General features: G+C 37.0%; 2 protein-coding genes. Both read left to right on the plus strand.

The genetic code is table 11. The annotated features are described in order from the left end of the window. Nucleotides 1-1,371, plus strand: a 1,371-nt coding sequence (locus HMPREF2701_RS02650) for a MucBP domain-containing protein (protein WP_148130507.1), incomplete at its 5' end; no start/stop codon positions are given. A gap of 315 nt (nucleotides 1,372-1,686) precedes the next feature. Continuing rightward, on the plus strand, nucleotides 1,687-8,780 hold a 7,094-nt coding region (locus tag HMPREF2701_RS02655), incomplete at its 3' end, for a mucin-binding protein (RefSeq protein ID WP_070482038.1).

Genomic DNA, 8,780 nt, shown 5'->3' on the forward strand with positions numbered 1-8,780 from the left:
ACTTACGTTTACGAAAAAGCAGGACAAGTAGTCGTTCACTACACTGATGAAAAAGGTAACACTATTCAAGTAGATGCTGTTGATACAAAAGACGGTAAACCAAACTCAGACTACAACACTGCAGATAACGGAATGAAACCAAACCGTATCACAACTGCAGAAGGAAAAGTATACGAATTAATCCCTCAATCAACTAAAGGTGATGAAACAGGTAAAGTTAAAGCTGGAGAAACTACAGAAGTAACTTATGTCTACAAAGAAATCACTGGTAATGTAGTCGTTCACTACGTTGACACAGAAGGAAACACATTAGCTGACGATACGAAAGATGTAGAAAATGGATCACTAAGTGAGAAATATGATACAACTGACAACAAACCAGCTAAACTTGAAAAAGATGGAACTGTATACTACTTAACAGCTAAAGAATTGAAAGAAGATTCTAAGCCAGAAAACGGTGCTGTTACTGAGGGTACTACAGAAATCACGTATGTATACGAAAAAGCAGGAAACGTTCTTGTTCATTACGTAGACGAAGCTGGAAACACACTTCAAGCAGATGCTGTTGATACTAAAGACGGTAAACCAGGAGCTAAATACGATACTTCTGATAAGGACATGAAACCAACTCGTATCACAACTCCAGAAGGTAAAGTATACGAATTAGTCCCAGCATCAACTAAAGGTAACGAAACTGGTGATGTTGAAGCAGGTAAGACTACAGAAGTGACTTATGTTTACAAAGAAGTGAAAGGAAATGTAGTTGTTCACTACACTGACGAAGCAGGTAACACAATCGCAGAAGACGTTAAAGATACGACTGACGGATCTGTAAGCTCAGCATACGACACAAGTGACAACAAACCAGCTACAATTACTACAAAAGATGGTAAGAAATACGTATTAGTACCAACTGCAACTAAAGGTGCCGAAACTGGTAAAGTAACAGAAGGAACAACAGAAGTAACATACGTTTATAAAGAAGTCAAAGAAGGTTCTACAAATGGAGGCTCACTCACTCCATCTCAACCTGGTTCTCCATCAACACCTTCAACAAATCCAACAAGTCCGGTGAAACCGACAGACTCAAGTCAACCAGAAACTCCAGTAGTTCCTACAGACCCAAGTCAGCCAACAACACCGCCTAATCCGGCTAATCCGGCTAACCCAGTGGGTCCAGTAACTCCAACGATGCCATCGGCACCAGAAAATGGTGAAGCACCACAAGCTCCAGCGGCTTCATCAGAAGCTAAAGGACAAGCTGAACTTCCAAACACTGGTACAGAAGACAATGCTAGCTTAGCGGCACTTGGACTTTTAGGTGTCTTGAGTGGATTTGGACTTGTTGCTCGCAAGAAAAAAGAAGACTAATTCTAATTAGATTTTCTGATAAGAATAAGGAGTAGGATATCATATCCGCTCCTTTTTCTATGTAAATTATGAGGTAATTTTTAATCTTTTTTTGAAAGTTGTTATAGAGTTGTTAATCATATTTCTGAATCTATTAATTATCTTTGCTTTTTTATATATTTATATCAATTAAAATATCGAATTGCTTGACATAATGAATAGATAGAGTTATTATGTTTATTATACAATAGGTGAAGTCGGGACTTTTCTTGGTATCAATTTGAGGGTCTTACTGACTTTTCCTGATGTAAATAAAATATAAGCAAAGGAGTAGTAATGTACTCACGAACAAAAAAATATCATGGACAAAAAGTTCAACGATTTTCAATCCGAAAGTATAGTTTCGGTGCAGCATCGGTAGCGATTGCTGCGCTTATGATGTTTGGAGGTGGAGCCACTGCAAAAGCTGATACTATTCAAGGAAACGATGCAAGAACGAGCTCAAATTTGTCTAATCCACAGTCATCGCCATCTCAAGAAAGCTTAAATCACGAAGAGAATGTTGCGAGTCCTGATACCAAGAGAGAAGAAATTCCTTCTAAAGATCCAGTTTCTAAACCAGTAGTAACTTCAGCTGAAGCTTTAGTTAATGAAGATAAGCTAGCGCCAGAAAATATTGCAAAGGTAGACTTCAGTAAGTTATCAGAAGCGATTTCACGTATTCAATCAGCTATAGATAAAGTTGAAATTAGTAATAAAACATCAAAAACTATTGAGGATGCAAAGGCAACACTATTAGAAGCTCAAGCTTTATCAGCAAATGATAAAGCAACTCAGGTAGAGGTAGATAAAACTGTTGCAAGATTAAGAGAAAAGGCTTTTGTAATTGAGAGTATGCCAAAAGTGTCTCCTACTGTAGAAGATAAATCAGAAACAGAAGCTAAAGTAGAAAAAACAAATAAAAACCAAGATCCACGAAACGGAAAAGCAATTCCTGGTAAAGGGGAAAGTGGGTTTAGAGCGACTCCTACTGGTGTAGGAGAACAAGCAGCAGAAGGTCCTACTAGTAATAATAAAAGAGGGGTAGGAGCTAACCCAGTAGATAACGTTATTTCAAGTTTGAAAAATCAATTTGGAGATATTGATTTTAATACTCCAGATGTTGAAACAAAATCTGCTACTGTTGAAAATCAATATTCAAGAAATAGTACTAGTTCTCCAAATCCAGCTCCAGTAAAACTTGGTAAAATTACTTATAATTGGAAAGAAAAGAGAATTGAAAATGAAATTGATGGATGGAAAATAGAAGGGACAAATAATTATGTAACAGCGATTAAACCAGAAGCTCCAACAGAAGTTGCAGCGGATAGACCTGCTGGATTTGATCCGAAACCATCTAAAGTTTACGATAATAATGGAAGTATTGACAGACAATACAATGATACTCCTGTTCCAGGAAATCCATTAGCACCTAATAAAGCTAATCAAAACTATGCAAATGGTGTTAACTACTCAAGTGTACCTGGTGTTCCTTTAAATAATGCAGCACATTCAGCTGTAGGGAAAGATTATTATATTCAATTAAATAAGAAAGGTACACAAATTTCGAAAGAATTTAATGTTAATCCGAACTCTAGATTATACCTAAGTGTTCTAACAGGTGGTGCCTATGGGAATATGGGTACTGCTGGTACTGGTGAAAAAGTAGAAATTACAGTTAGAGATGCAGATACAGGTGAAGTTTTAAGAACGCTAACAGATGCGAATAATCATAATGAAACTACACACGTTTCAACTCCGTATGGTGATGGAGGGAATGGTAATGGTTTCGGATTCTGGAGAACGATTATTAATACTCCAAATACGACTAAAAAAATTAAAATAACAATTAAGGCACTAGAGGATGGACCAGCATTTAAAAAGACCTATCCAGTAAATGGTAAAACAGAAATTGAAGATGGATATTTTGTAGGTGGGGTCAACTTAGCTGTTGGTGCTGCATTAGAAATGACAACAGATGTTGTTCGTAATAATGCTACATCCTCTTATGGAGAAGACACTCTCTATAAAGACAAAGAATCCGGTCAATTAAGAGTTACTGTGAAAAACGTTGGTGGGTTACCAACGTACGGTGCTTATGAATACACAATTAAAATTCCTGAAGGTGTCGAATTAAAAGATTCTCTAAAAAAAGCAAATGAATGGAATTGGCCTGGTCCTTTCCAAGTCGTATCGTATGATGAAGCTACAAGAACGCTTAGATTGAAATTCAATGCAGGGGATTCAGATCCAGCAAAGAATGGGACAAGAACATTCGGTATTGATTTCACAACGGCAAAAAATTTCAAAGGGACAGCTACTTTTAAGGTAACTGCAGAAATTAAAGAAGGATTTACAGATTTACAAGGCAACAGAGTATTAGAAAATACAGGTGTTGTAAATCCAAATAGTCCATATAGAAATACATTTAATGCACTAGGAAATACAGACAATCCAGATTACTACTACAACAAAACAATTTACATTGATACGATTAAACCAGTAACTCCTACTGTGGAACCAGTTCATACTGATAGCATTAATGGAGAAAAAACTGATAAAAATCAACCAACAGAATTATTAATTTCTGTCCCAACAGAAAAAGATACTAATTTAACAGATGTACCTAGAGAAAAACAAGATATCGCTGACAATGATAGAAACAATGGAACGGACCGTGATGCTGATACTGAGGTAGACAATATTAAAGAAGCTATTGGTGGAGTAACTTCAATGAAAGTTACGTTACCAAATAGTAAAACCCCAATTACTTTAAATAAAAAAGAAGATGGTTGGTATATTGGTGAAACAAAAGTTGAAGTACGCGATGGTAAATTAGTTGTACCAGTTCCAAAAGGGACAGATTTGACAGAAGCGAATGAGACAACAAATCCGGACAAACGTATCAAAGTCACTGTGCTTGATAAAGCAGGTAACGAATCAGATCCAGCTTATGCTGATGTTCTAAACGAAGCTCCAACAGTAGCAGTTGAGAAAACAGATTTATATGTTTATAAAACAAAAGAAGCTGATAAATGGAACAATGCTAAAGTTTTAGAAAAAGCTAAGCCATCAGCAACTGACTTAGAAGATGATCGTGATGGGGTTGATTCTACTAAACCAACAATCGCAGTAAGTGATGCAGGTAACTTAGATACAACTACAGTTGGAGATTATACTGTAAAAGTTCAATCAACTGATAGTGAAGGTAAGAAATCAACAGAAACAAATGTCACTGTTCATGTCTTGGACCTAATTAAAGTGGACCCAACAGTAACAACTGATCCAACAAATCCAAGCACAACAGCTCCAGTATCTCCAAAAACAGCAGATACACCTGTAAAAGAAGGAGATGAAAATCTTGGTAAATATCCAGCAGGAGTTACTCGTGAGGACTTAGTTAAAGAAGTTACACGTACAATTAAGTATCTAAAAGAAGAAGATGCAAACAAAGATAATGCTACTCCTTTATATGCTGAAAAGGTGCAAAAAGTAACTTACAAACGCACAGCAACAGTTAATCCTGAAACAAAAGAAGTAACTTACTCTGATTGGGAAGTTTACAATGAAGCGGATAAACTAACTGATGCTAAAGCAGATGGAACAAAAGGTAAATTCAACGCTGTTGATTCACCAGTAGTAGAAAATTACTTATTAGTAAATGCTACAGATAAAACAGTAGCTGAAAAAGAAGCTCCAGTTCCTGCTCAAGATGGAACAACAACTCCTGAAGTGAAGAAAGTTCTTTATAAGGAGATTGGTTCATTTGTACCAAACTATCCAGAAGGTAAGAAACCGAATGGTGCTCAAGATAAAATTCCTTATCCAAATAACCCGAATGATCCAACAGTTCCAGGAGACTTTAGTACTGTAACAATTCCATACGTTCCAGGATATACTCCAGTTTACAATGGTCAAGAATTAACACCGAAAAATCCAAATGATCCAACTCAAGGCTATAAAGTTCCAGATGGATTTACACCAACGGATAAATTCGGAGAATCACCAATTACATATACACCTTCTACTCAAACAGCTAAAGTAGTGATTGAGAAGAAAGTCGATGGAGCCGCAAATGAAGTGGTTTCTAGCTTTGATTTAACAGGTAAATCTGGTTCAGAATTACCGGCAAGTACAGATATTGACAACAAAATCAAAGAACTTAAAAACCAGGGTTATGAAGTAGAAAGTGATGACTATCATACTCAGGGTAATCAACATCCAACATTTGATGATAAGGAAGATATTAACCCAACAGATGGTTCATCAGCGCCTTCTCAAACATTTAAGATTGTTGTTAAACCTAGAATTGTTGAAATTCCATCATCAACACCTCATGAAAAAGATAGCCCGGTAGATCCAAATGGAGAAAATCCTGAACTTAAGTGGCCAGAAGGTTTAGCTGAGTCTGATTTGAACACTACTGCTAAACGTGTGATTTCATATGTGAAGAAAGATTCAGATACAGCAGCTGAGGAAAAAGCTAAGGATGATACTGTTCAAACGGTACCATTTACAAGAAAAGCGACCGTTAATCTTGTCACAAAAGAAGTAAGCTATACTGATTGGGAAAGTCCAAATAAAACATGGGATAAAGTTGGAGTAGATGTTCTACCAGGATATATTGCTGATAAAAAAGAAATTCCAGCTAAAGAAGCAGCAACCCCTGCAAAAGACACAAAAGTAGTCCCTGATGAAACGGATAAAGTTACTTACACGAAGATTGGAAGCTGGATTCCTGTGGATCCAACCACTGGTAAGGATGGAGATCCGATTCCATTCCCTAACGATCCAAATGATCCAACCAAGACTGGTGAAATTACACAAATTATTCCTCATAAAGATGGATATACTCCAAAAGATGGAAATGGAACACCATTAGAACCAGTAAATCCTGCAAATCCAGAAGAAGGTTATAAACCACCAACAATTACGGATCCAAAAGCAAATATCAAGATTACCTATGATAAAGACGATCAAAAAGCAAAAGTAAAATTTGTTTCAGTAGATGATGAAGGTGTTGAAACACCATTAGATGCGAAATATAATATTGATGATCTTGCTGGTAAATCAGGAGATAAAATTCCAGAAGAAAAAGTTCAAGCACGTATTGATGTTTTGAAATCTATGGGATATGATGTTGTAGATAATCCATTTGATCAGGATCCAACGTTTGATACTAAGAAAGAAATAGATCAAGAGTTTACAATTAAAGTTAAACCACAAGATTCAACTGCAAAACCTGTTTATGTAGTAGAGGGAGATAAACCATCTTCAGAAAAATTAAAAGATGCTGTTACTACTAAAGGAAATGAGAAAACAGTAGATGAAACTAAACTTCCTGATACAACTGATAAAGTTGGGGATGACACATTAACAGCTCCTGTGACAGTGACATACGGTTCAGGGGATAATAAACGTGAAGAAACTGTTAATGTACCGATTAAAGTTGTTGAAGGATATCCACAAATTGTCCCAGTAGATCCAAAAGAAGCTCCAAAAGCAGAAGATAGTATCAATCCAGATGATTATCCAGCTGGTTCTAAATTCACTTACGAAAAAGAACCAGATACAACGACACCTGGAGATAAGAAAGTAACTGTAGTGGTTAAACAGGGGGATAAAGTACTTGTAGAAGTACCTGCAACTGTTCGTGTAGTTGATAGCACTCCACAATTTGTTGTAGCTGATAAATCCAAACCACAACCAGATGCTAAATCAAGTATCACTCCAGAAGAATATCCAGAGGGAACAACCTTTGAGTATAAAGAACCGGTTGATACAACAACAGCGGGTGAAAAAGATGTAGTCGTTGTAGCGAAATTAGATGGAGATACTTTAGTAGAAGTACCAGCTAAAGTAGTGGTAGTAAGCCCTGAGACACAATATGTATTTGAAGACCCTGCCAAACCACAACCAGATGCAAGTGAAAGTATTAACCCTGAGCAATATCCAGAAGGAACAACCTTTGAGTATAAAGAACCAGTTGATACAACAACACCTGGAGACAAGAAGGTAACAGTAGTTGCTAAGAATGGTGAAGACAAACTTGTAGAAGTACCTGCAGTTGTGAAAGTATTACCAGTTGTTAAACCAACGGGAGTAACAGTACTTAAAGATAGCACAGATTTAGAAACAATGGTTAAAGCAAAAGCTCAAGAAGTAGTGGATGCATTACCAAAAGATAATATTCCTGCAGGTGTAACAGTAACTGTTAAAGAAGTGAAAGAAAAACCTGAAACAACTGCTACAGGAGAACAAAAACCAGCTAAGGTAGTTATTGAATATACTGATGAAAAAGGAAACGTTATTGGTACTAAAGAAGTAGAAGTCCCAGTAACAGTAGTTGGATCAACAACTAAACGAGTAGTCGTGTTTGAAGGTGATAAACCAACGAAAGCTGAAGATGCCGTAACACCAGGACAAGGCGGGACAGTTGGTAAACCAACAACATTACCAGAAACAACTGGAAAAGCAGGAACTACAGATGTAACAGTCGAAGTTCCAGTAACTTACGAAGGAATTAAAGATTCAGAGAAAGTAATAGTACCAGTAACAGTATTGCCAGTTGCTAAAGGTGAAGTAACAGTACCAAAAGGTGAAACTACAGATAAAGTTAAAGAAGTAGCTAAAGCTAAAGCGGAAGAAGTAGCAAGCTCAGCAGATTTCAAAGCTAAATTACCAGATGGTGCCAAAGATGTAGAAGTTGGAGCGATTACAGAAGAAGTGCTTGCAACCATTACATCGGAAGCAGGAACAAACAAAGGAATTGTAAAAGTCCCAGTAACCTATACAGTAGATGGCGTTAAGTATACAAAAGATGCAGAAATTACTGTAAATGTCGTTGGTTCAAATGCTGATCAAGTATACGTTGTTGAAGGCGACAAACCTGAAATAGCTAAAGTAAAAGATGCAGTAACACCAGGACAAGGTGGAACAGTACAAGATCCAACAGAAGCTGATTTACCAGATACAAAGGATAAAGTTGGAGCAACCGATGTAACAGTACCAACTAAAGTTAAGTATGCAAATGGTGAAGAGACAGTAAAAGTCCCAGTGACAGTATTACCAAAAGTAACCCCAGAAGGTGTAACAGTTCTTAAAGATAGTGATAAGCAAGAACTAGAAAAAGCTATTAAAGAACAGGCTGAAAAAGCAGCTAATAACGTGAAGGGGCTTCCATCAGGAGTTACTGTAACAGTTACAGAAGTTAAAACAGGAACAGTACCACCTACAGCAACAGTTGGTGTACAAATCCCAGCGACAGTAGTGGTAGAGTATGTGAAAGATGGTAAAGTAGTTGCGACTAAAGAGGTACCTGTACCTGTTAACGTAGTAGAAGTCGTTCCAGTCTCAATAGAGACACCAGTCACCTCTACCCCATTAACACC

This window comes from Streptococcus sp. HMSC077D04 (assembly GCF_001808785.1).
GTDB classification, from domain to species: domain Bacteria; phylum Bacillota; class Bacilli; order Lactobacillales; family Streptococcaceae; genus Streptococcus; species Streptococcus mitis_BX.